Source organism: Robiginitalea rubriflava, assembly GCF_052540725.1.
Genome location: NZ_CP199309.1, coordinates 569,716 through 593,255 on the forward strand (window position 1 = coordinate 569,716; position 23,540 = coordinate 593,255).

Here is a 23,540-nt window from a genome sequence, read left to right on the forward strand (position 1 = left end):
TTAAAAAAACCTGTTTGTTTATTCAATTATTTAAATGTTCAGAAAGCCCACAGCTGCCGTATGATGGGTTTGCGGATCGATAAGGATAAAGGTCCCGTTTTCTTTATTCTGTGTATAATCGTCAAAATAGATCGGTTTTGCCAGCTTGATTTGCACCTCCCCTATTTCATTTAATCCTAATGCCTCAGGCGAATCCACATGACCGGAATAATCCGTAGCCACGGTATTGTCCAGGCTGATAATTTTAGAGGCAACCTTGTTAGAGTGATGCTGCAGGGTGTACCGGGCTCCTGCCCTGAGTGGTTTCTGGTCCATCCAGCAGATGGTTGCCCGCAGATCCTTTTCGACTACCGGCTTTTCACCACTTTTCACGATCATATCCCCTCGTACCACGTTTACATCGTCTTCCAGAGTGATGGTAATGCTACTCCCGGGTGCAGCTTCAGACAGGGGTCGGTCAAAGAAAAACACCTCCTTTATCCTGCTGCGGGTACCGGAAGGCAGGATGGTGACTTCATCATCAGGCTTCAGGGTTCCCCCGTACAATTTCCCAGCATAGGCGCGAAAGTCATGGAAATCATTAGTTTTCGGGCGAATGACCAGTTGTACCGGAAAGCGAGCGGTACCGGAATCTTCACGCAACTGAGCCAAATCCAGACCTTCCAGATACTGCAACAGGCTCGGGCCGGTATACCAGGACATTTTCCCTGATTTACGCACCACATTATCCCCCTGCAGAGCGCTTACCGGGATATAGGTAATCCGCTGCTGATCGTAGGTACTGTTTTCATTAAGAGCTTCAAAAGCTTCCCGTATGCCATCAAAGACTCCCTGCTTATAATCAACCAGGTCCATTTTATTCACGGCAACGATCACTTCCTTTACCCGTAGCAGGTTGTTTATAAAGAAGTGCCGGTAGGTTTGCTCCACCACGCCCTTACGGGCGTCTATCAGGATAATTGCAGCCTGAGAAGTGGAGGCGCCCGTTACCATGTTTCGGGTATATTCCACGTGCCCCGGAGTATCCGCCACAATATAACTCCTGGCTGGAGTGGAAAAATAAATATGGGCCACGTCAATGGTAATACCCTGCTCCCGCTCGGCTACCAATCCATCGGTGGCCAGTGAAAAATCCAGGTAATCAAACCCCTTTTTCCTGCTGCTTTCGGCTATGGCCTGCAATTTATCCTCCGTAAGAGAGTTGGTGTCGTATAACAGCCTCCCGATAAGTGTACTTTTTCCGTCGTCTACGCTGCCTGCCGTTGCAATTTTTAATACGTTCATATCTGCCTCTTAAAAATATCCCTGTTGTTTTCTTTTTTCCATGGCCGCTTCGGACCGCTTGTCATCTATACGTGCCCCGCGTTCTGAAATCTTTGAGTCCCTGATCTCCGATACCACTTTATCCAGTGTGTCTGCCTCGGACAATACTGCCGCCGTACAGGACATATCGCCAACCGTTCGGAAGCGGACTTTACGCTTTTCCACCTCTTCCTCAGGCGCCCGGAATACTACCTCATCCTCGGCAGACCAGATTAGCCCGTCCCGAATAAAGGTCTCGCGTTCGTGTGCAAAATAGATACTGGGCAGGTCTATCTGCTCTTCCCGGATATAAGACCAAACATCCAGTTCCGTCCAGTTACTGATCGGAAAAACCCGGACATTCTGGCCATGGTCAATCTCCCCATTCAGATAATCAAATAATTCCGGGCGCTGGTTTTTCTCATCCCATTGACCGAAATCATCCCGAACCGAAAAAATCCGCTCCTTGGCCCTGGCCTTTTCTTCATCCCTGCGGGCCCCGCCAATACAGGCATCAAATTTGAACTCTTCAATGGCATCCAGCAGAGTGGTGGTCTGCAGTTGGTTTCGGCTGGCGTATTTTCCGGTTTCCTCTACTACCTTGCCCTGGTCTATAGAATCCTGTACGTGCCTCACAATAAGTTCCAGCCCCAGTTCTTCAACCAGTGAATCGCGAAATGCAATCGTTTCCGGAAAGTTGTGACCCGTATCAATGTGCAAGAGCGGAAACGGGATGCGCGCCGGGTAAAATGCCTTCTGTGCCAGCCTTACAAGGGTAATTGAATCCTTGCCCCCCGAAAACAGCAACACTGGTCGTTCAAACTGTGCAACCACTTCGCGAATGATAAAGATTGCCTCGTGTTCCAGTGCATTTGCAGGGTACTTCCCGGAAAATTGGAATGAATCCAGGGCTTGCCGGCTTAAGGTTTCTGTTAGTGTATTCAAAATGAATAGGATTTAATTGATAAATATTTTATGAGGGCATTTTACTGATGCAGGCCACACTCCCTGTTGGCCAGTACCTTGGTTGGGTCAAAGTACTTCTGCTCATTTGGTAATCCGTGCATTTTGAGATAGGCATCCAGTTCTGCATCGGAATAATGGTAAAAAGGACTCACTTTGAGTATCCCCTCGGATGAATAACTGAGGATATCCAACGAATCGCGATGGGCCGTCTGCCCTTTGCGGAGGTTCGTAAACCAAATTTTGGGCTGGTGTGTCCGCATGGCCCTACGGAAGGGCTCTAATTTTACTTCCTCGGTAAAAGCTGCATGCCGGGAATCGTTAATTTCCGGAATGCCCATAATCACATCCCGGTGCGCCCTGGTTTTTAAGGGCACGTATAAACGAAGGTTCAGATCAAGGCTCTTAATAAGCTCCTCAGCATGTCTGTAGGTTTGTGGAGTATTGTATCCCGTGTCGCACCAGATTATCTCAATGCCAGGGTCAACCTCGGTTACGGCATGCAGGATGGCAGCCTCATAGGGCCTGAAATTGGTCGTTACCACCGCCTTTTGTCTAAGATCCAGTGCCCAGCCGATGATTTCGGAAGGTGGGATCCCCTTGAACTGCTGATTCAGATGTTCTATTTGTTTTGCCGAATATTTCATAAATCTGATAATGGGATTTATCATTGTTTCCCCCAGGAGATGGCGTTCCAAATCCGTTCGTGGAAAAAATAAAGCAACATTTTTGTGATCAATTCTACCAGGCCTATAGAAAAAGCAACAGAAAGGGTCCCCGTAATGATCCAGGAAATCAGAATGGTATCCAGGGTACCCACTACCCGCCAGCTCAACGTCTTGGCAATACTACGCTTGGGGTGATCTGATTTTCGGTCAGCCTCGTACTGATTATGGCTCTTGTTTGATTTATTAAAGAGTAACTGGTCAGCTATCATTTATTATCCTATAGTTTTAGTAGAGTAAGCAAACATAGCACTCTTTTGGCAAGTGAGCCTAAACTAAAAGGAAAATTTATCCTATTACCCTATAGTTTTAATAGATTAATAAAAATAAGTCCTCATTTTTAAGGATTTCACATACCGGACCCCGGATGAGGCAAATTACAATCAGGAAATTTTACAGGATATCGGCAAGGGAATTATTCCGGTACACCTCCAGGGCACTGTCGCGTACCCATAACATTAATTTATGTACGGAGCACTTTTGTTCATCCGGGCAATCCTCACAGGCCTCATAAAAATTGAGGCTTACGCAGGGAACCATGGCGATCGGTCCTTCCAGTACACGCATAACAGTTGTTAAAGGAATAGCAGCGGGATCCTTGATCAGGTAGTAACCTCCCCCCTTTCCTTTTTTGGAGCCCAGGAATCCGTTTTTCCTCAGGGTAAGCAGAATACTTTCCAGAAATTTCTGTGAGATATTCTCATGACGGGCAATCTCGGCTATCTGAACCGGTTTGCGGTCCTCCCGTGCGGCCAGATAAGTCAGGGCCTTGAGCCCATACTTGGTTTTCTTGGAAAGCATAGTACTAAGATAGGAAAAATAGGCAGATGCCCTAGCCCAGTTTTCCAAGGGCCTGCCCCAGATCCTTTATGATATCTTCCGGATGCTCCAACCCAACAGAAATGCGTACCATCCCATCAGTAATCCCGGATTTGGCACGCTCCTCCGGGCTGAGTTTACTGTGGGTGGTTGAGGCCGGGTGGGTTACGATACTCCTGGTATCCCCGAGGTTGGCAGACAGTGACAACAATTGGATCTGGTCAAAAAATTTCCGTCCTGCCGCTACCCCTCCCTGCACTTCAAAAGCCACAACACAACCGCCTGCCTTCATTTGCTTTTTGGCCAGTGCATATTGTGGGTGTGAAGGCAGGAAGGGGTACTTCACCCAATTCACCCTGGGGTGTTGCTCCAGAAACCTCGCAACGGCCAGGGCATTTTCGCAGTGGCGGTCTACCCGGACAGCCAGGGTTTCCAGGCTTTTGGATAGCAACCAGGCATTAAAGGGAGAAAGGGCCGGGCCCGTAATGCGTGAAAATCGGTATACCTTATCTATTAATTCCCGGCTTCCGACGGTAATGCCCCCCAGTACCCTGCCCTGCCCGTCCATGAGTTTGGTTCCGGAATGGATGACCAGGTCGGCCCCAAAACGGATGGGCTGCTGCAGGTAAGGCGTGGCAAAACAATTGTCTATAATCAGTAAGATGCCATGTTGCCGGGCAATTTGAGAAAGCTGTTCCAAGTCCAGGATGTCCACCCCGGGATTAGTGGGGGATTCTGCGTACAAAATGCGGGTTTCTGGCCGTATTAATGCTGCTATTTCCTCGGGTTTATCAAACGGAAAATAGGAATGCTCAATGTTCCAGCGAGGGAAAAACTGATTGAAAAGGGTATGGGTAGAACCGAAAACGGAACGGGAGGCTATTATATGGTCCCCGCTCTGCAATAAGGCTGCAAAAGTCGAGAATACCGCTGACATCCCCGAGGCAAAAGCAAAACCAGCTTCCGCCCCTTCCATCCGGCAAACTTTTTCGATCAACTCAGAAGTGTTGGGGTTTGAGTAACGGGAGTAAATGATGCGGTCCTTCTCTTCCGCAAAGGATGCCCGCATGTCTTCCGCATCATCAAAAACAAAACTGGAAGTCAGATACACAGGGGCTGAGTGCTCCTGAAAATCACTGCGTTTTGCCTGTATCCTGATGGCATCTGTTTCGAATTGGTTCTTTTCCATTTCCTGATATTTAATAATTAATCCGCATAGCCCTTTTCCGCTATCCTGAGGATATCCCCTAATACCCCGCGAGCAGTGACGGCTGCCCCGGCTCCTGCACCCTGAATAACCAGGGGTTTATCCCCATATGATTCAGTGAAAATTTCTATAAGGGAGTCTGCCCCCTCAACCTGCCCCAGTGTACTTTCTTTAGGAACCGCAACCAGCTTAACCTGCAGTACGCCTTTTTCCTGCTGTAAATCACCGGAGAGTTCCCCCACATAGCGCAACACAAATCCCCGGGGCAATTCTGCCTTTTTTGAACTGTAGTGTTCGTCCAGTATTGCCGAGAATTCTGCCAGATCTTTCTCAGATTCAGTAAGAAGGACCTCCGGGATCAGGTTTTCAATCTGAATATCTTCAAACTCATTTTTAAGGTCCAGCTCCCGGGCCAGGATGAGCAATTTCCGGCCCACATCATTACCCGACAGGTCTTCACGCGGGTCCGGTTCGGTATACCCCTTTTCCCTCGCTTGCTGCAAGACCTCGGAAAAAGACAGGTTTTCTGCAGAGAAGGTATTAAAAATATAGCTGAGGGAACCTGAAAACACACCCCTTATACCGGTTATATTTTCCCCGGACAAATGCAGCAATTTGATTGTGTCTATCAGCGGCAGCCCGGCACCTACATTGGTTTCGTACAAATAATTTTTCTGATTGCGTTTGAGTACTTCGCGCAATTCATGATATGCTTCAAATTCGAGGGTATTGGCAATCTTGTTTGAGGAGACCAGATCAAAGCTGTTCCGGATCAATTCCGGATAATGCCCCACAAATGCCGAACTGGCCGTATTATCCACAGCTATCAGGTTTTCCAGATGGTGTTTCCGGGCAAAGTCGAATAACTGTTGGAGGGAATATCCCGGTTCCAGAGCCTGGAGCCGCTTTTGCCAGTCCTTCCCGACTCCCTTGTGATCCAGTAACAACCTGCTGGAATTGGCAATGGCAAAAATATTAAAGCGGATGCTTTTGCGGGATTCAATATTCTCTGCCGAATCCAGAAGTTGTTCAATCAGGGTTGCCCCCACATTTCCGACACCAAAAAGTGCCAGGTTTATTTTCTGGCTAATACCAAATATCTGACCGTGAATAACATTGACAGCCTTGAGCATATCCGCTTTTTTGACCACAAGGCTTACATTTTTTCCGGTAACCGTATTGTTGAAAAGCAGCGGTACAATCTGATTGCGGATCAGGGCCGTATAGGGTTTGTGAAAACTACTGAGATCCTGTCCCACAATGGAAATAACGGAGACATCTGAAACAATCTGTATTCTGTTTATATCCTGTCGCTTCAGGTCATCTTCAAACTCCCTTTCGAGCGCGGCTTTGGCCTGTCCGGCCTGCTCTGCCTTCACCACCAGGCCTATCCCTCTTTCGGAGGAGCCCTGGGAAATAATCCCTACGCTGATATCGCTTTGCCCCAATGACCTGAAGATCCGCGCATCTATCCCTACCCTGCCCAAGAGACCGCGGCCTTCCAGGTTTATAAGGGCTTCATTTTCGATTACGGAGAGAGACCTTATACCTTCCTTACTGGGCTCTGCACTGATAAGTGTGCCCTCGCTATCTTCCTTAAAAGTATTGAGGATACGAAGGGGGATATTCTTTTCCAAAAGGGGGATAATGGTTTTTGCATGTAAAATATTTGCCCCGAAATTTGCCAGTTCATTGGCCTCGCTATACGATAGCCGGCTGATTTTCTGCGCCTCGGGGACAAGGCCCGGGTCTGCAGTGAATATCCCATCTACATGGGTATAGTTTTGCAATTCATCTGCATTGAGAAAATTGGCCAGCAGGGAAGCGGTGTAATTGCTTCCATTCCTGCCCAGGGTAGTAGTTTCGTTTTTTTGGTTGGAGGCGATAAAACCGGTAATCACCGGGATGTCTCCAGGTTTCAGGGCATGGTAAAAGCGGATCACATTTTCTTCGGATAGCGGATAATCCACCTGGGCATCCCCAAACCGGGTATCGGTCTTGATTAGCTCACGGGCATCTACCCGGATGGCCTGCAGGCCATCCTTAAGCAACAGCTCCGTTAAAACGCGTGCCGATATAAGCTCCCCAAAAGCCAGGACCTGGTCTTTTGTTTTCGCACTGAAATCTCCAACCAGGCGGATACCTTGCAGCAAACTATAAAGTGCCTCAAAGGATTCGCGCAGGTCAATTTCCGAATAGGTATACTGCTGGTAGTTTACAAAAGCCTGGTACCCCTCTGAGAAATCTTCTCCCGAAGCCGCTGTATTGAGCAATTCAATTAACTGGTCTGTGGCTTTCTGTCGGGCAGAAAGCACTACCACCAGGCGATCCCCGGCCGCCGTCTGTTTTTTGATAATCTGCAGCACGCGTTCCATACCCTCTCCGTTTGCCAGGGATTTACCCCCGAATTTGAGTACTTTCAGACGACCCTCCTTTTCGGGTTCCCTGAAGATGGGGCGCAGCAACTGCTCCATTTGTTCGAATTCGATCAAAAAGGCGTCATGGCCATGAACAGACTGGATTTCGCCATAGGTCACATTGTTGTTTGCCTGTGCAAGCTGTCTATAGGTTTCCTTGTTTTCAGTGGCTGTAAAAAATAAATCCGAATCTACCCCAATAATATGGATTATGGTATCGCTTTGCTGCAAGGCCTCAAAGGCCGCATCCCCGTTTCGGGTTATGTCAATGGTCTTCAGGAGCTGGTTGGTTAATTTGTATGCGGCCAGCTGAAAGCGTTCCTGTAATTTCTTTCCATGGTGCAACAGCCAGCTTTCCACATTGAATCGCTGAAGGAGCTGGTCGGTAGATCGCTGAAATCGCTGTTTGAAGGATTCAGGGGTCCTGTAGCACAGCATGGCATGCATACGGGCATCGTGAACCGGTTGTCTGGAATTGACCAGGAACTGTTCCTGTATCTGGCAATTGGCAATCAGCCAGTCTGTGGATTTCCAGTCTGAGGCAACCGGGATCAGATGGGTACACAAACCGGGCCTTAGGGCTGCCATTTCCCAGGCAATCCCACCGCCAAGGGAACCGCCTATCAGGGCAAATAGCTTTTGAATCTGAAGGGATTCCAGCCCCATCAAAAAGATTCGTGCAATATCGGCTGCTACAAATTCCTTATAAAGGTCTATCAAAAACCCGTCGTAACCATTACCCGGAATATTAAAGCAGAGCACTGTATACCTGTTGGTATCTATGCATTTATCTGGCCCCACAAGCGAAGCCCACCAGCCATCCGGACCAGCCACCAGTGAGTTTCCGGTAAGGGCGTGGTTTACAAGTACTACCGGAGCGGTGTGCAAATCCTGCCCGAAAATATGGTAGGAGAGCGAAACAGGCTGCTCATGCCCGCTAAGGGTTGTATAGCTGTCCAGGTGAAGGGTTTGCAACTGTAAATCTTCCATAGTTTGTTATAAAATTGCCACGGTCTATCTTCAAGATAGATTCGAAAAAAGCAAGATGTAAAAGTTAAGAAGAAAGGTAGGTCAGTGCAGTGAACGCTGATGTTATCTCCCCCGGGTAGTATACCGCCACATTGCGGTCTTTCCTTCCGGGATAGAACGTAGCACCTTCTTCAGGCGGGCTGAAGGGTTGCTAAGGCTTCACAGGGTCTATTCCCTCCGCCTTTCTTGATAACTTGTCAAAATACTATTGAACGTTAGGGCAAATATAGGGATGCCATCGGGCAAATTCACAATATCCGCCAAATATTTTAAATGCCGAATGCCTCTTTTACGGCATCCACCATATCCAGTTTTTCCCAGGTAAACAACTCCACTTCCAGTTCCACCTTTCCATTATAAGGGGATTCAAAGACTTTGGAAACCTTTCGTGGTTCTTTTCCCATATGTCCGTAAGCCGCTGTTTCCAGGTAAATCGGGTTGCGCAATTTAAGGCGTTGCTCTATTGCAAATGGGCGCATGTCAAAAAGCTTGGCGACCCGGGAAGCGATCTGCCCGTCAGTAAGGCCGGTTTTGGAAGTCCCGTATGTATTGACATAAACAGAAGTGGGTTCTACCAGGCCAATAGCATAACTGAGCTGTACCAGAATTTCATCGGCCACCCCGGCAGCCACCAGGTTCTTGGCTGCATGCCGCGCTGCATAGGCAGCCGAACGGTCTACCTTGCTCGGGTCTTTGCCACTAAAAGCCCCGCCCCCGTGGGCACCCTTCCCCCCGTAGGTGTCTACGATTATTTTTCTTCCCGTCAGGCCGGTATCCCCATGCGGCCCCCCGATTACAAATTTACCCGTGGGGTTTATGTGATAGGTGATGTCCTTATTGAACAGGGCCGCAATACGTTCGGGCAATTTGGCAATGACCCGGGGTATGAGGATGGATAGCAGGTCTTTTTTTATTTGCCCTAACATTACGGCATCATCCTTGTCAAAAGGATCGTGCTGGGTGGAAATTACCACGGTGTCTATACGGATGGGTTCGTTCTGATCTGAATATTCGATGGTGACCTGCGCCTTGGCATCCGGGCGAAGGTACTTTATAGCCTCCCCTTCTTTCCGCAGCAGGGCCAGTTCAAAGAGGATCCTGTGGGCAATATCCTGGGCCAGGGGCATAAAATTATCTGTCTCCCGCGTGGCATAGCCAAACATCATCCCCTGGTCTCCGGCCCCCTGTTGTTCTTTTTCACCCCGGTCTACCCCCTGGTTGATATCCTGGGACTGCTCATGTATCAGGGATATGATGCCGCAGGAATCCCCGCTAAACTGATAGGCCCCTTTGGTATAGCCAATATTGTTGATCACCTCCCGGGTAATTTGCTGCAGGTCCACATAGGTATGGCTTTTTACTTCCCCGGCCAATACAACCTGCCCGGTAGTTACCAGGGTTTCACAGGCTACCTTGCTCTCCGGGTCAAAAGCCAGGAAATTGTCGAGCAGGGCATCACTGATCTGGTCGGCTATTTTATCGGGATGTCCTTCGCTTACGGATTCTGAGGTAAATAAATAAGGCATTTTTATCTTGTGTTTAAGGGACCGATAAAACTGAGATAATGCCTGAAAGGTAGATTGCATTCGCTTTTAAAACGATGCAAACTGCTTTAGCATTTTTATGGAGCAACTAAGCCCCGAGGTTGCAATCAGTCAAATCTATCCTCTGTAATGGAACGCAAAAATAACCCAATTCTTATTGTCGGCAAAATTGGAAATTAAAAAAGCTACTTTTTTAAACCCCCAGCATATCCCAACCAGATTTATTACAATTCTTTGGATGATAAAGTTTAGAAGTTCCGTTTTAAATAGTAAAGGCCCGTTTTATCTCCTGGCAATGAAAGAGATGCGTGATACAAACTGATCTGTTGAGATTTCTCCCTTATTTCATCTAATTTTTTTCCCATAGCAGGAGATACTTCGTATATTGCTCAACCCTATTCCAGACAACTAAACACAAATAAGATCAGCATGCATATTGCAGTTGCCGGCAACATTGGCGCCGGTAAAACAACCCTAACGAAGCTCCTTTCCAAACACTACAGATGGGAAGCCCATTTTGAGGACGTGGTGGACAATCCGTATCTGGACGACTTCTACACCCAGATGGAACGCTGGAGTTTTAACCTGCAGATCTATTTCCTGAACAGCCGGTACCGGCAGATCCTGAAAATCCGCGAAAGCGGGAAAAATGTGATTCAGGATCGCACCATCTATGAAGATGCTCATATTTTTGCCCCTAACCTCCACGCCATGGGGCTGATGACCAATCGGGACTTCACCAATTACTCCAGCCTGTTTGAGCTGATGGAAAGCCTGGTCCTCCCTCCTGACCTGTTAATTTACCTGAGGTCTTCCATCCCGAACCTGGTCAATCAGATTCATAAAAGAGGGCGGGATTACGAAAATTCCATCTCTATCGATTACCTGAGCAGGCTCAATGAGCGGTATGAGGCCTGGGTTCAGAGTTATGAAAAGGGCAAGTTGCTGGTCATTGACGTAGACCGGCTCGATTTTGTGGACAACCCTGAACACCTTGGAGAGGTAATCAATAAAATTGATGCCGAAATCCACGGTCTGTTTTAAACCAATCCTAATTTTCGGGCATACGCCTGAAACTCCCAACTATCATCTACCAAAAATACCGGGGTCTGCTGCTCTTGTTTTATAAGTGCCCTTACCCGTCTCATCCGCCCCCGGTGACGGACTGTGCGCAGGAATATTGCTTTGATCCGACCGGGAAATTTCCGGGAAATTTCAAGATAGATATCGGCATCCCGTTCCCCGCTGTCTCCAATCAGGATAAAAGGCAGCTCCTTATAGGTCTGAAGGATGTTTTCAATGGCGAGCTGTTTGTGGGGCCCGGGTGTTTTTTTCCGTCCTAACAAGCTGGCCATACTTCTGAGCAGGATGGGTCCTTTTGGAAAATGGTTTTTCTTAAGGAAATATTCCAGGTAACGGTATAGGTTCCAGGGGCTGTGGCTTACATAAAAAACCGGGTTCGCCTGTTTTCCGTCGGTTCCGGCATGCAGTTTCTGATAGAGCTCTGCCGCGCCATGAAGGGGGATCCGGCTTTCCGCATGTTTAAAAAGGGTATTGATGATTACCTGCCATTTCATATATGAGGTCACCCCCGTGTGCAGGATGGTATCATCTATATCGCTTATAATCCCAAAGCGGGCTGAAGGTGAAGGGATCAGGAAAGTTCCGGGGAAGCGGTTATCGCGCAGCACGCTGCGCTTGCCATCCGGGGCTGAAAAGGAGACCTCATAGGGGACCCATCCTTCAGAATTTGCCAAAGCCTTCAGGTTTTCGACCCTGGTATCGACCAGGAAATAACCCTGGGAGTCGGTTTGTGCTTCCAGGCTTCTGCCATCCGGCAGGCGAAGTTGCAGCGGGCAGTTCCGTATCTGGTCCGTATCAAAGCGTTCCCAGCTGTTAAAAATAAGCCGGAACAAGCCCTTCTGCCCCAGGTCTATTTCAGGATCTTCCAGAGCCCTGCCACGTGCGAACAATTGGGTGTCCGTTCCATAACTCAGAAAGGAGATTAGTTGAAGGGGGTCGTTTTTACCACGGATAAACATGCCTTAAATGTACAAAAGAACACCCCTTCCCAAACGGTTGTCAAAAAAAAGCCCCGGAAGAACTCCCGGGGCTTTCAATAGGTATGAATAACAGTCTGTTTACTCCGTTATGACCTTTATTTCCTTTTCTACCTTTTTTGAAGCTCCTACAGGTGCCAGCTTGTCCAGTTGGGCCTGAACATCTTCTTTGGTTCCCTTAATGGTTTCTTCAGTAACAGAAGCTTCCCCGTTCTCAGTGGTGGTTGTCGTAACCAGGGCGGTATACATGCCTGCCTCGTCACTTTCCATTTTCACTTCCACACGGGTGCTGGTTTCCGATTTTTCAGCATAGGCCGTAATAGCATCTGCTGAAAGGGCAATACTGGGTGCTATTACCAGGGCCACAACCGAAATGAGCTTCAAAAGAATGTTAAGGGAAGGCCCGGAAGTATCCTTGAATGGATCTCCAACGGTATCCCCAACAACAGCAGCTTTATGGGCGTCTGTTCCCTTACGCCCCTGCTCCTCTATCATTTTCTTGGCGTTGTCCCATGCACCTCCGGCATTGGACTGGAATATAGCCATCAGCACCCCGGCAGTGGTAACTCCTGCCAGCAGGCCTCCGAGCATTTCGGCTCCGCCGATAAACCCGATAGCAACAGGCACGGCAATAGCCAGCAATCCTGGTAACACCATTTCCTTAATAGAAGCCTGGGTGGAAATAGCAACACATTTCTCGTATTCAGCCACTCCATCCGCCTCGTCAAATATCTTGCGGTCTGCCTCTGATGCTTTAGACATATCCGAATCATACTTCCGCATGACTTCCAGAGCTGCTTTGAGCTGTGGAATATCACGGAATTGACGCCTCACCTCTTCGATCATAGCCATGGCAGCGCGTCCAACAGCGTTCATTGACAGTGCTGAGAATACAAAGGGAAGCATCCCTCCTAACAGTAAGCCTGCCATGATATCCGGACGGGATACGTCAATAGCGGTTACATTGGCTGTTTTCATAAAGGCAGCAAACAGCGCCAAGGCTGTTAGAGCTGCAGAGGCAATTGCAAATCCCTTTCCAATGGCTGCAGTGGTATTACCAACCGCATCCAGTTTGTCGGTACGCTCCCTTACTTCAGGCGGAAGTTCAGACATCTCTGCGATACCTCCTGCGTTGTCCGAAATAGGACCATATGCATCTACCGCCAGCTGAATTCCGGTATTGGCCAGCATTCCAACGGCTGCAATAGCAATTCCGTAGAGCCCGGCAAAATAATGGGATACCAGGATGGCTGCTGCAATCAAAATGATAGGAATAGCGGTAGACATCATCCCCACGCCCAATCCTGCAATAATATTGGTAGCCGCCCCTGTTTCTGACTGCCGAACTATTGATTTTACGGGTTTGGTTCCGGTTCCGGTATAATACTCAGTTACTTTTCCAACCAGTAAGCCGGCAACCAATCCTGCGATAGTTGCCCAGAATACGCCTAGTGAAGAGAATTCCTTCCCACCTTCAACCCAGCTGGAAGGCAGCATCAGGTCGATCAGGAAGTAAGAGGCTACCAGCATAAAGACTGCTGATACGATCTCTCCAGTATTGAGGGCTCTGTGCGGAGATCCTCCATCCTTTACACGAACGAAAAAAGTTCCCAGAATGGACATTACTATCCCGACACCGGCCAGAACCAATGGAAGGTATACAGCCCCCAGGCCGTCAAAAGCTTCCTGGAATTCGGGCAGCACTACAAAGGAGGCTCCCAATACCATAGTTCCGATGATGGACCCTACATAAGATTCAAAAAGGTCGGCACCCATTCCGGCTACGTCCCCAACATTATCCCCAACGTTATCAGCAATGGTGGCAGGATTAAGCGGGTGGTCTTCCGGAATCCCGGCCTCCACTTTTCCTACCAGGTCGGCTCCCACATCAGCAGCCTTGGTATAAATCCCCCCGCCCACACGGGCAAAAAGGGCGATGGACGAAGCGCCAAGTGAAAAGCCGGAGAGTACATTCAGTACTTCCCCAATGGCCCAGCCTTGTCCGCTGTAAAACGTGAACAGCCCGCTCAATCCGAGAACGCCGAGGCCTACAACACCCATCCCCATAACGGAACCTCCTGCAAAAGCAACCTCAAGGGCTTTTCCAAGAGAGGTACGGGCGGCATGCGTGGTTCGCACGTTGGCTTTGGTAGCCACTTTCATTCCAATAAACCCGGCAAGTGCAGAACAGATTGCCCCTACAATAAAGGATACGGCAACCATTCCGTTTGATCCTGCCTCATTTTGTCCTTTAAAGAAAAGAAGGACAGCAACGGCGGCGACAAATACCATCAAAACTTTGTATTCAGCCTTGAGGAAGGACATCGCACCGTCGGCAATGTTTTTGGCGATTCGAGCCATTTTAGGATCTCCTTCTTCCTGTTTGGATACCCATGCATTTTTAACAAATACAAAGAGGAGTCCCAAAAGTCCGAAGACCCATAAATAATTCACGATTTGTTCCATCATGTCAGTTATTTAGTTATTTAAAGCGGCTGCAAAAGTAGTAAAAGGGTTTAGAATATAAAAGCTATTTTTCCATCGCGAAATGCTTCCTGAAATCTGGACAAGCCTCTGAATCTATTTCAGAAATGTATCCCAAAGGCACCCGTAATACTGAAGGCCCGGGCGTCAGGATTGTCGAGGTAATTTCCCCTGAAATTGAAGTCTATCCTGAAAATTTTAAAAATATTGCCCACTCCAAAAGAATACTCCCAGTAAATCTGCTCATCAGGAGCCTGCAACGGTATATTGGCCGGAGCACTCAGAGCGATGTTGGCATCGGAAAGGGATCCCCATGCCCCCCTTATCCCGACAATCTCTCGCAGATTCCATTTCCGGATCAGGGGCAGACGTGAAAACAAGCGTCCGTTAAAATTGTGTTCCAGATGCACCGAAGCATAGGTATCTGTAACGAATTCATAAAAATCAAGGTTCGGAAAAGTATTGTAAATGGAGAAAAATGTTTGGTTTCCCGGGATCACATTGAGCAGCCCCAGAGGTACCTCCCCAAACGTCTTCCCGACTTCCACGGTGCTGTACAGGCGACCGAATCCCCCAACCTGCCAGGGTTGGCTATAGGAAAACTGCAATCGCTGATAATCAAAATCACTTTCCAGAAATCCCTGCAGCCCCTGGGTATATTGCAAAAACAGGGTACTGTAATCATTGTTGATATCGCGTCTTTCAACCCCGTAACCGATGGTGCGTTTCCCGGGGGTATAAATCAGGGTAGTGGACAGTTCGAATTGCTTGATCTTCGAAGAAATCCCTCCCGGGGCATCCGGGTCAATATAATCCAGGCTGAAAGCATCCGGCAGGGCGGAGCGAAGTGTCCTGAAACTACCTCCAAAGCGCAACCTGAAATTGGCAAGGGGCTCCGCTTCTATGTTCAGCGTACTCAGGTTGATATTGGTCAGGCGGTTATTCTGCCCCACGGTAAATACCGCACTGGAAGCTATACTCCTTCCCAGCACATCTGTAGTGGAGGTAAGGCTGAGGCCCAGTTGTTCCACATCGCGCCGGTTACCCCCTGAAATAATCAGGCGGTTTTTCCGATCCAGCAACCATTTCCCTGAGATCCCGTATTTAAACCGCCTGTCCATGAAACCGTAGGCCATATATCCTTCCAGCCGCCAGGGGTCGTTCTGGCCAAAATAGGTGCGGGCTCCACCCCTGAGGCGGATGCCCTCGGCGTCATTGTACCCGAAAATGCTGTAGATATCCCCTATATCCAGATTCCATTTGTCAATTTCGATATAACCGGAACCCAGGATACTGGCAATATTGTAATAGGTCCTGAATTTGGGTACGGTCCGCAGGGTGTCCAGCAGTTTATAGATTCCCGCTTCATCTTTATTTAAAGCCTCCAGCCGGTTTTGCTCCCAGAAAATTGAATCCCGCTCAAACACCCTGGGATCAAAGGGGTCGGATTCGTTTTTGTAAAAACTCCTGGGCAACTCCCTGTTAAAAAAGTAGTTGTCATACACCGTGGTCCGTTTTCCATAGACCCCCCTGGAGGATTCCTTTTTGCTAAAGGCAAAATCAGAAAGCATATAATCCCTTTTGAGCAGGAATACCGAATCGGAAAGGACCTCAAAATCCTGTTCGATGTAAATCTCCTTGACCCAATTGATATTGGCACTCTTGGTTACTTCCAGGTTTATTTTTGCAATCGCAAAAGTGGTATCGTTTACCCAGAAATCTCCCTTGAAAGTGAGCTCGTTTTTCCGCCTGGGGTAATAAATAATGTTGTAACACCATTTATCGTTGATGTAGGCGCTGTCTGAAAGCACATAATTATAGGTATCTATCCCCGTTCGTGATAAAGGGCTGGTAAAGCTTTTGTCAAAGAACTTGAGGTAGTTGCTATATATGTCGTATTCGGAATAGAGGTCCTGCACGAAGGCGATAATTGCCTGGTTATTGCTGAAGCCGGAATTTTTATTCCCCAGTACGTCCCGTCGTTCCACGGCCATTTTGTTGTCTCCCTGCACCTTGGTGATTTTTTCATTGATAAAGATGGGCAGGTAGGTCTTTCCGGTAATTCGGGAGGTATCCAGGTCTTTAAACACAAATTCGAGCCCTTTGAAGACCTTGCTCTGCATCAGGGCACTGTCTATGGTATTAAGATCAAATTCAACCTTTTCGTATTCGTCGTACTGATACTGATCAAACATTTTCAGGCCGTTGATACGCTTTTTGGCCCATATTTTTCTGAGGATATCGATAGCGGGATTGTTCTTTTTGGACTGCCTCCCCACGTAAAGGATTACCTCATCCAGTTGTTCCCCCTCATCTAAAACAATTTCCATCTGCAGATTGACGCGCCTTTCCAGAACTATTTCGCGGGTGGCATATCCCACAAAGGAAACGACCAGCGTGTCGTAATCCGATTCTGATTCCAGGTAAAAACGGCCATTATCGTTGGTGATAGTGCCTTCTGTTGAATTCTTGAACAAGACATTGGCGAAGGCAACCTCCTCTCCGTTGCTGTCGGTAACCAGCCCACCGGCCTTGGTTTGGCCTAAAGCCAGAAAACCCGTTAGCAGGAATAGCAAACAAAAGGATATACGCATGTACTTTAGACTTTGTTCAGCTTATGAAATCGGTCAAAAACAGTGCCGAAAATTCTTTATTATAAGAGTAAAGTACTGTCCGGATAGCTTATGGTTTTAATTAAAAAACTTCGCATACTTATCATTCGTCTGCGAAGTTTACACAGCTTGCGCAAGCTGTTTCTATTTGTACATCACCTTCTTTACCGCCTTGATAACGTCCTCATGGTTGGGAAGCCATTCCTCCAGGAGCACCGGGGAATAAGGAGCCGGGGTATCGGCTGTGTTTATTTTGACAATAGGCGCATCCAGGTAGTCAAAAGCTTTATCCTGAACCTGATAGGTTATTTCTGTGGCTACATTTCCGAAAGGCCAGGCCTCTTCAAGTATCACCAGACGATTGGTTTTGCGTACAGATTGCAATACAGACTCTATATCCAGCGGCCTTACAGTGCGCAAATCAATTATTTCACACGAAATGCCCTCTTCCTGTAACTTTTCAGCCGCTTTGTAGGCATCCTTGATAATCTTGCCAAAGGAAACAATGGTCACGTCTGTTCCTTCCCGGCCTATTTCGGCCACTCCTAGCGGGATGGTAAATTCTCCTTCGGGAACCTCCCCCTTGTCTCCGTACATCTGTTCGGACTCCATAAAAATAACAGGGTCATCGTCGCGGATGGCAGACTTGAGCAACCCCTTGGCGTCCTTTGGATTGGAAGGTACCACCACCTTCAGACCCGGGCAATTGGCAAACCAGCTTTCAAAGGCCTGTGAATGCGTGGCGGCAAGTTGTCCTGCAGAAGCGGTGGGGCCCCTGAAAACGATAGGGATATTGAATTGCCCTCCGGACATCTGCCTCATTTTTGCGGCATTATTGATTATCTGGTCTATCCCTACCAGGGAGAAATTAAAAGTCATGAATTCGATTATCGGACGGTTTCCGATCATGGCAGAACCTACCCCGATCCCGGCAAAACCCAGTTCTGAAATAGGAGTGTCTATTACCCGCTCCGGACCAAATTCATCCAGCATTCCTTTTGAAGCTTTATAGGCCCCGTTGTATTCTGCAACTTCTTCTCCCATCAGGTAAATGGAATCGTCCCGGCGCATCTCCTCCGACATGGCTTCGGCAATGGCTTCTCTGAATTGTAATGTCTTCATTCCGTTTAAATTCTGCCCCTCCGGGCTTTTATCATTAAAATGCCCGTAAAAATAGAAAATAATACGGCAAAACCAGATTCGGGAAAAGTAAAATTTGGAAGAATTTTATTATGCATGCATAGTATTTTTGAAAAATATTGGCTATCTTAGCAGCCGTAAAAAAAATTGAAAATAACGGTCATATGAAGATTTTAGTCTGTATCAGCAGCGTTCCGGATACTACTTCAAAAATTAACTTTACTGCCGACAATACGGCCTTCGACACCAATGGGGTACAATTTGTAATTAATCCGAATGACGAGTTCGGCCTTACCCGTGCCATGTGGTTCAAAGAAAAGCAAGGGGCTACTGTCCATATTGCAACCGTTGGCCTGGCCACCGTGGAGCCCGTTATGCGCAAGGCACTGGCAATAGGAGCTGACGAAGCCATCCGGGTTGACGCAGCGCCCACCGATGGCCTTTTTGTTGCCAACCAATTGGCAGCAATCATTAAAGACGGGGGCTACGACCTGGTAATTGCAGGAAGGGAATCCATTGACTATAACGGCGGGATGGTGCCCGGAATGATTGCGTCCATGCTGGGTATGAATTTTGTCAACACCTGTATACAACTGGAAATTGAAGGGGACAAGGCCAAGGCGGTCCGGGAAATTGACGGAGGAAAGGAAACCCTGGAAACCAGCCTCCCACTGATTATAGGGGGTCAGAAAGGCCTGGTGGAGGAAAGCGACCTGCGAATTCCAAACATGCGCGGAATTATGATGGCAAGGCAGAAAAAACTGGAAGTTATACCTGCCACCGATGCCGCAAAGGGTACCGAGGAGGTCCGATATGAAAAACCGGCTCCCAAAGGCCCCGTTAAACTGGTTGATCCCGATAAGCTGGATGAATTGATCTCATTGCTCCATAACGAAGCTAAGGTCATTTAAAGATCCCAAAACCAAATAAAAAAATAGTCTTACACAACATGTCAGTACTCGTATATACCGAAACAGAAAAAGGAAATTTTAAAAAATCTGCCTTTGAGGTGGCCAGTTATGCCACTGCCCTGGCTTCAGAGCTGGGAACAGATGCCATTGCCCTGGCTGTTAATGCGTCCCAACCGGAAGCCCTGGGGGCCTATGGCATTTCAAAGGTTTTGAACCTGTCAGAAGACCGCTTGTCCGTATTTAACGCCAAGGCAATTGCCATGGCTTTAAAACAGGCGGCAGACCAAACAGGTTCCAGTATTGTAATAGTGAGCTCCAGTACGGACTCTAAATTCGCCGCTTCCCTGCTGGGAGGTATGCTCGGAGCCGGTTATACCCCAAATGTAGTAGCTCTGCCGGAAAGCACCTCTCCCCTAACGGTAAAACGTACCGCATTCAGCAACAAAGGTTTTGCCATTACTGAAATCAAGAGCGATAAAGCCATTATAGGAGTCTCCAACAATGCCTTCGGACTAATTGAGAAAGCAGGAGATGCCGTCATTGAAACTTTTGAGGCCAACCTGCCCGAAGAAGCCTTCAGTACCCAGTCGGTATCGGTTGACAAGGCCACAGACAAAGTAACTATTGCAGATGCAGAAATTGTCGTCTCCGGGGGAAGGGGCCTTAAGGGTCCTGAAAACTGGGGGATGATTGAAGAACTGGCAGAGGTACTCGGGGCAGCCACCGCTTGTTCCAAGCCGGTTTCCGACCTCGGCTGGAGGCCACACGGGGAGCACGTGGGGCAAACGGGAAAACCAGTTGCCAGCAACCTTTATATCGCTATTGGAATTTCGGGTGCCATCCAGCACCTGGCCGGGGTAAATGCCTCAAAAACCAAAGTGGTCATCAATACCGATCCAGAAGCACCTTTCTTTAAAGCGGCAGACTACGGAGTGGTGGGTGATGCCTTTGATGTGGTACCCGAACTGGTCGAAAAATTAAAGGAATTTAAAGCTCAAAACGGCTAATTTTTGTTAATTTGTCCCTTTAAAGGGCTGTTAAATGACCGGACAACCCTGTTATTTAACAGCCCTTCTTTATTTACAGATATTTATGAGCCTAGTAAGGTTGAAAATAAAAGGAATCTCGTACAGCCAGACACAAAATGGCGCCTACGCCCTGATTCTTAATGAAGTGGAAGGTGACCGAAAATTACCTATCGTGATAGGAGCCTTTGAAGCCCAGTCTATAGCTATAGCACTCGAAAAAGAAATCAAGCCCCCCCGGCCGCTTACCCACGATCTTTTTAAAAATTTTGCGGACCGTTTCGACATAGTGATCAAGCAGGTAATCATCCATAAACTGGTAGACGGGGTGTTCTATTCCAGTATTATTTGCGAAAGGGACAAGATAGAAGAGATAATCGATGCCCGAACCAGCGATGCCATTGCCCTGGCGCTAAGGTTTGACGCGCCTATTTTTACCTACAAGACCATTCTTGACAAGGCGGGAATCTTCCTGAAATTTTCGAGTAAAGACAAGGAAAAAGAAGATAAGGACGACAGTATTGTAGTGGACGAAATTCTGCAGGAAAGCGAGGCTGTCGAGATTGACTCTGCCGCCACCTCCGCCTATAAAGAAATGAGCCTGGACGAATTACACAAAGAACTGGAAAAGGCCGTTGCCAGTGAAGACTACGAAAAAGCGGCCCATTTACGGGACGAAATTTCTAAACGAAAAAGCTGATTTGAAAGCCCCGCGGACCTTTATTTTTTGGTGTCTTGTACTAATGGGTCACGCCATTATTGGGACATCAGCCCTGCAGGCCCAAACTCCCGTTACCGATAGCATAGTCCAACAGGCAGATACAAGTGTCCTAAATGATATAAACGAACCAGTGCTGCGGGAGATTATCCCCAATGAGGGGTTCGGGACAGATTCGCTGCTAAGGGGTATCCTGGGAATGTTGGTCTTGCTGGCGGTGGCTTACCTGTTTAGCGCCAACCGCAGGCGTATACAGTGGCGGACGGTGGGAATCGGGCTGGCCATACAGCTTTTACTGGCCATAGGGGTGCTGAAAGTGCCGGCCGTACAATGGTTCTTTAACCTGTTGGGACAGTTTTTCAACAGTATCCTCAATTTCACCATCGCCGGTAGCACCTTCTTGTTTGGGAACCTGATGGATTTGGATAATGCCAACATCGGTTATGTTTTTGCCTTCCAGATCCTCCCTACCATCATCTTCTTTTCAGCCCTAACCTCGGTACTGTATTATCTGGGGATCATTCAAAAAATTGTAAAAGGCCTGGCCTGGCTGCTAAGCCGCTCCCTGGGGATTTCTGGTCCTGAAAGCCTTAGTGTGGCAGGTAATATTTTCCTTGGCCAGACTGAGGCACCGCTGCTGATAAAGGCTTATCTGGAGAAGATGAACCGCTCTGAAATCCTGCTGGTTATGATTGGCGGGATGGCCACGGTTGCCGGTGGCGTTTTAGCAGCTTATATCGGTTTTCTGGGGGGCAACAACCCGGAATTGCGTCTGGAATTCGCGCGCCACCTGATTGCCGCCTCAGTAATGGCAGCCCCTGGAGCGATTGTAATCTCCAAAATGCTCTATCCGCAAACCGAAGCGGTAGACAGCGTTATTCGTATTTCCAATGAAAAAATTGGGAGCAATATCCTGGATGCCATTGCCAACGGAACAACCGAAGGCCTGAAATTGGCGGTCAATGTCGGGGCTATGTTACTGGTATTTGTGGCCTTCATTGCCATGCTCAACGGCATTTTAGGCTGGGTGGGAGACCTCAGCAGTCTCAATGATTGGATTGCTGCTAACACCCCCTATGACTCCCTCTCGCTTGAAGCCATTCTCGGGGCAATTTTTGCCCCGCTTATGTGGCTGATCGGGGTAAATTCCCAGGATATCATGATGATGGGGCAGCTGCTGGGGATCAAACTGGCGGCCAGTGAATTTGTAGGCTACATTCAATTGGCCGAATTAAAAGACTTTACCAATGACACCCATCTGAACTACCAGAAGTCTGTACTGATGGCCACCTATATGCTGTGCGGATTTGCAAATTTCGCCTCCATTGGCATTCAGATCGGTGGTATCGGTTCCCTCGCTCCCGGACAGCGAAAGACCCTATCCGAATTCGGCTTAAAAGCAGTTCTCGGAGGTACCCTGGCCTCCCTGCTCTCGGCCACCCTGGCCGGAATGATACTGGGCTGATCTGTTAGTTGTCCTCAGGGGTTGATAAGTAGTGGAAAAAAAGCCCGCACCATCAGTATGAACCACCTCCGCATTGTTTATTTTAGTCTGCGCCTATTGGAAAAGATCAAGAGCGAAAAATAATCAGGCCCTTATGAAACAATACCACGACCTGCTGAACCACGTACTGGAAAACGGACAATCCAAAACAGACCGAACCGGAACCGGAACACTAAGTGTTTTTGGTTACCAAATGCGGTTTGACCTGTCTGAAGGCTTTCCCTTGGTGACCACCAAGAAAATCCATGTTAAATCGGTAATCCATGAGCTGCTTTGGTTCCTCAAAGGAGATACCAACGTGGAATACCTGCAGGAAAACGGCGTGCGGATCTGGAATGAATGGGCCGACGAAAACGGTGACCTGGGGCCGGTTTACGGGCATCAGTGGCGCAACTGGAATTCTGAAAATATCGACCAGATCCAACATCTGCTCAGCACCTTGAAAAATAACCCGGACAGCCGCCGGATGCTGGTTGCCGCCTGGAATCCGTCCGTATTACCGGACACCTCGCTTTCCTTTGCCGAAAATGTAGCAGCCGGTAAAGCGGCCCTACCTCCCTGTCATGCCTTTTTTCAGTTTTACGTGGCAGACGGTAAATTGTCCTGCCAGCTCTATCAGCGCTCTGCCGATATCTTTCTGGGCGTTCCTTTCAATATCGCGTCCTATGCGCTGTTAACCCTGATGATTGCTCAGGTCTGCGATCTGCAGCCAGGAGATTTTATACATACCTTCGGAGATGCCCATATTTATAACAACCATATGGAACAGATTCAGTTACAACTGAGCAGAGAACTCCGCCCCTTACCCAGCATGAAACTGAATCCGGAAATCAAGGATCTGTTTGCCTTCCGCTTTGAAGATTTCCAACTGGAAAATTACGACCCGCACCCACATATCAAAGGAGCTGTAGCTGTTTAAGGTTTTAAGTAACAGCCGCCAACCCTTTCTCTGCTAATTGTCTATCCCTTAAAGGCATCACTTAAAGCCCTTTTAGGAATAACTAAAATCATAAATTATTGAATCCGGTCAACTGAGTTCGGGAGGGTAACCCCAGTAACTTTGGGCCCCGACGTGATATT

Annotated in this window: 18 protein-coding genes and 1 riboswitch; of the genes, 6 read left to right on the forward strand and 12 right to left on the reverse strand. The window is 48.1% G+C overall.

All coding sequences use genetic code 11. From position 1 onward, the window contains the following. Nucleotides 1-30: 30 nt before the first annotated feature. The 8 genes from ACT6NU_RS02615 to metK all read right to left on the reverse strand — a co-directional run bounded on the left by ACT6NU_RS02615 (nt 31) and on the right by metK (nt 9,988). Entirely contained in the window at nt 31-1,284 is a 1,254-nt protein-coding gene (locus tag ACT6NU_RS02615; RefSeq protein ID WP_445382908.1) for a sulfate adenylyltransferase subunit 1, read from the reverse strand. A 9-nt stretch (nt 1,285-1,293) separates the two neighbouring features. Continuing rightward, the gene (cysD, locus tag ACT6NU_RS02620) at nt 1,294-2,211 is read right to left on the reverse strand and encodes a sulfate adenylyltransferase subunit CysD (protein ID WP_445383821.1); all 918 of its coding nucleotides are present in this window, start codon (nt 2,209-2,211) and stop codon (nt 1,294-1,296) included. A 77-nt stretch (nt 2,212-2,288) separates the two neighbouring features. Then, complete coding sequence (locus ACT6NU_RS02625) at nt 2,289-2,912, reverse strand: phosphoadenosine phosphosulfate reductase domain-containing protein (protein WP_445382909.1); 624 nt, start codon at nt 2,910-2,912, stop codon at nt 2,289-2,291. 20 nt (nt 2,913-2,932) lie between these two features. Continuing rightward, the gene (locus tag ACT6NU_RS02630; protein WP_445382910.1) at nt 2,933-3,202 is read right to left on the reverse strand and encodes a DUF2061 domain-containing protein; all 270 of its coding nucleotides are present in this window, start codon (nt 3,200-3,202) and stop codon (nt 2,933-2,935) included. Between the two features lie 181 nt (nt 3,203-3,383). Beyond that, a complete protein-coding gene (locus ACT6NU_RS02635; RefSeq protein WP_445382911.1) occupies nt 3,384-3,791 on the reverse strand; it encodes an RrF2 family transcriptional regulator in 408 nt (135 codons plus the stop codon). Between the two features lie 31 nt (nt 3,792-3,822). After that, nucleotides 3,823-4,998, reverse strand: a complete 1,176-nt coding sequence (locus ACT6NU_RS02640) for a trans-sulfuration enzyme family protein (protein ID WP_445382912.1) — start codon at nt 4,996-4,998, stop codon at nt 3,823-3,825. 17 nt (nt 4,999-5,015) lie between these two features. Then, complete coding sequence (thrA, locus tag ACT6NU_RS02645; RefSeq protein ID WP_445382913.1) at nt 5,016-8,423, reverse strand: bifunctional aspartate kinase/homoserine dehydrogenase I; 3,408 nt, start codon at nt 8,421-8,423, stop codon at nt 5,016-5,018. 99 nt (nt 8,424-8,522) lie between these two features. Continuing rightward, nucleotides 8,523-8,658, reverse strand: a riboswitch (SAM riboswitch). Between the two features lie 73 nt (nt 8,659-8,731). Beyond that, the gene (gene metK / locus ACT6NU_RS02650; protein ID WP_445382914.1) at nt 8,732-9,988 is read right to left on the reverse strand and encodes a methionine adenosyltransferase; all 1,257 of its coding nucleotides are present in this window, start codon (nt 9,986-9,988) and stop codon (nt 8,732-8,734) included. Between the two features lie 447 nt (nt 9,989-10,435). Here metK and ACT6NU_RS02655 point away from each other — a divergent pair, with 447 nt between their 5' ends. Further along, nucleotides 10,436-11,050 (forward strand): deoxynucleoside kinase, encoded by a 615-nt coding sequence (locus tag ACT6NU_RS02655; RefSeq protein WP_445382915.1) that lies wholly within the window; start codon nt 10,436-10,438, stop codon nt 11,048-11,050. Here ACT6NU_RS02655 and ACT6NU_RS02660 read toward each other — a convergent pair. From ACT6NU_RS02660 to ACT6NU_RS02675, 4 genes are all read right to left on the reverse strand, one after another. After that, nucleotides 11,047-12,048: an App1 family protein gene (locus ACT6NU_RS02660; RefSeq protein WP_445382916.1), complete on the reverse strand. Its 1,002-nt coding sequence runs from the start codon at nt 12,046-12,048 to the stop codon at nt 11,047-11,049. The two genes, ACT6NU_RS02655 and ACT6NU_RS02660, sit on opposite strands and share 4 nt — an antisense overlap. A gap of 99 nt (nt 12,049-12,147) precedes the next feature. Then, nucleotides 12,148-14,532, reverse strand: coding sequence for a sodium-translocating pyrophosphatase (locus ACT6NU_RS02665; protein ID WP_445383822.1), 2,385 nt, complete (start codon nt 14,530-14,532; stop codon nt 12,148-12,150). Nucleotides 14,533-14,651: 119 nt separating this feature from the next. Next, nucleotides 14,652-17,144: a DUF5686 family protein gene (locus ACT6NU_RS02670; protein WP_445382917.1), complete on the reverse strand. Its 2,493-nt coding sequence runs from the start codon at nt 17,142-17,144 to the stop codon at nt 14,652-14,654. A 162-nt stretch (nt 17,145-17,306) separates the two neighbouring features. Beyond that, complete coding sequence (locus ACT6NU_RS02675) at nt 17,307-18,344, reverse strand: pyruvate dehydrogenase complex E1 component subunit beta (RefSeq protein WP_445383823.1); 1,038 nt, start codon at nt 18,342-18,344, stop codon at nt 17,307-17,309. A 122-nt stretch (nt 18,345-18,466) separates the two neighbouring features. On the opposite strand from ACT6NU_RS02675, the gene ACT6NU_RS02680 reads away from it, so the two are divergent. From ACT6NU_RS02680 to ACT6NU_RS02700, 5 genes are all read left to right on the forward strand, one after another. Next, the gene (locus ACT6NU_RS02680; protein ID WP_445382918.1) at nt 18,467-19,213 is read left to right on the forward strand and encodes an electron transfer flavoprotein subunit beta/FixA family protein; all 747 of its coding nucleotides are present in this window, start codon (nt 18,467-18,469) and stop codon (nt 19,211-19,213) included. Between the two features lie 38 nt (nt 19,214-19,251). Further along, nucleotides 19,252-20,220, forward strand: a complete 969-nt coding sequence (locus ACT6NU_RS02685) for an electron transfer flavoprotein subunit alpha/FixB family protein (RefSeq protein ID WP_445382919.1) — start codon at nt 19,252-19,254, stop codon at nt 20,218-20,220. An 85-nt stretch (nt 20,221-20,305) separates the two neighbouring features. Continuing rightward, nucleotides 20,306-20,938 carry a bifunctional nuclease domain-containing protein gene (locus tag ACT6NU_RS02690; protein WP_445382920.1) on the forward strand — a complete coding sequence of 211 codons (633 nt, stop codon included), beginning with the start codon at nt 20,306-20,308 and terminating at the stop codon, nt 20,936-20,938. Between the two features lie 43 nt (nt 20,939-20,981). Further along, nucleotides 20,982-22,421, forward strand: a complete 1,440-nt coding sequence (locus tag ACT6NU_RS02695) for a NupC/NupG family nucleoside CNT transporter (protein ID WP_445383824.1) — start codon at nt 20,982-20,984, stop codon at nt 22,419-22,421. 133 nt (nt 22,422-22,554) lie between these two features. Continuing rightward, the gene (locus tag ACT6NU_RS02700; protein WP_445382921.1) at nt 22,555-23,379 is read left to right on the forward strand and encodes a thymidylate synthase; all 825 of its coding nucleotides are present in this window, start codon (nt 22,555-22,557) and stop codon (nt 23,377-23,379) included. The last annotated feature ends 161 nt before the right edge of the window (nt 23,380-23,540 follow it).

Bases quoted from the DNA above. Each gene is read 5' to 3' on its own strand.
- ACT6NU_RS02615 (WP_445382908.1), bottom strand. From the start codon at position 1,284: ATGAACGTATTAAAAATTGCAACGGCAGGCAGCGTAGACGACGGAAAA.
- ACT6NU_RS02625 (WP_445382909.1), bottom strand. From the start codon at position 2,912: ATGAAATATTCGGCAAAACAAATAGAACATCTGAATCAGCAGTTCAAG.
- ACT6NU_RS02630 (WP_445382910.1), bottom strand. From the start codon at position 3,202: ATGATAGCTGACCAGTTACTCTTTAATAAATCAAACAAGAGCCATAAT.
- ACT6NU_RS02635 (WP_445382911.1), bottom strand. From the start codon at position 3,791: ATGCTTTCCAAGAAAACCAAGTATGGGCTCAAGGCCCTGACTTATCTG.
- ACT6NU_RS02640 (WP_445382912.1), bottom strand. From the start codon at position 4,998: ATGGAAAAGAACCAATTCGAAACAGATGCCATCAGGATACAGGCAAAA.
- thrA (WP_445382913.1), bottom strand. From the start codon at position 8,423: ATGGAAGATTTACAGTTGCAAACCCTTCACCTGGACAGCTATACAACC.
- metK (WP_445382914.1), bottom strand. From the start codon at position 9,988: ATGCCTTATTTATTTACCTCAGAATCCGTAAGCGAAGGACATCCCGAT.
- ACT6NU_RS02655 (WP_445382915.1), top strand. From the start codon at position 10,436: ATGCATATTGCAGTTGCCGGCAACATTGGCGCCGGTAAAACAACCCTA.
- ACT6NU_RS02660 (WP_445382916.1), bottom strand. From the start codon at position 12,048: ATGTTTATCCGTGGTAAAAACGACCCCCTTCAACTAATCTCCTTTCTG.
- ACT6NU_RS02665 (WP_445383822.1), bottom strand. From the start codon at position 14,532: ATGGAACAAATCGTGAATTATTTATGGGTCTTCGGACTTTTGGGACTC.
- ACT6NU_RS02670 (WP_445382917.1), bottom strand. From the start codon at position 17,144: ATGCGTATATCCTTTTGTTTGCTATTCCTGCTAACGGGTTTTCTGGCT.
- ACT6NU_RS02680 (WP_445382918.1), top strand. From the start codon at position 18,467: ATGAAGATTTTAGTCTGTATCAGCAGCGTTCCGGATACTACTTCAAAA.
- ACT6NU_RS02685 (WP_445382919.1), top strand. From the start codon at position 19,252: ATGTCAGTACTCGTATATACCGAAACAGAAAAAGGAAATTTTAAAAAA.
- ACT6NU_RS02690 (WP_445382920.1), top strand. From the start codon at position 20,306: ATGAGCCTAGTAAGGTTGAAAATAAAAGGAATCTCGTACAGCCAGACA.
- ACT6NU_RS02695 (WP_445383824.1), top strand. From the start codon at position 20,982: ATGGGTCACGCCATTATTGGGACATCAGCCCTGCAGGCCCAAACTCCC.
- ACT6NU_RS02700 (WP_445382921.1), top strand. From the start codon at position 22,555: ATGAAACAATACCACGACCTGCTGAACCACGTACTGGAAAACGGACAA.